Here is a 341-nt window from a genome sequence, read left to right on the forward strand (position 1 = left end):
TATTCTGTTATTGTTTCTGCTAATGGATGTGTTAGTCCTGAATCTGATGCAACAACAGTAACTGTTAATGCGATACCGGCTAAACCTAGTATTAGCGCAGGCAGTGCAACTACATTCTGTGATGGGGGGTCAGTAACCTTAACCTCTACTACCGATGCTAGTTATAGTTACCAATGGTATAAAGGAAGTGTTGCCATATCGGGTGCTACAGGAAGTACTTATAGTGCTACAACTTCTGGAGACTACTCTGTTATTGTTTCTGCTAATGGATGTGTTAGTCCTGAATCTGATGCAACAACAGTAACTGTTAATGCGATACCGGCTAAACCTAGTATTAGTGC

1 protein-coding gene is annotated in these 341 nt (G+C 41.1%); it reads left to right on the forward strand.

What is annotated here, in order from left to right; translation table 11 throughout:
* The coding region (locus OM074_RS21335) for an Ig-like domain-containing protein (protein ID WP_301202733.1) at nt 1-341 on the forward strand (341 nt) is incomplete at both ends.

The sequence above is a fragment of the Plebeiibacterium marinum genome (genome assembly GCF_026013615.1).
In the GTDB taxonomy this organism is placed as follows: domain Bacteria; phylum Bacteroidota; class Bacteroidia; order Bacteroidales; family Marinilabiliaceae; genus Saccharicrinis; species Saccharicrinis marinus_A.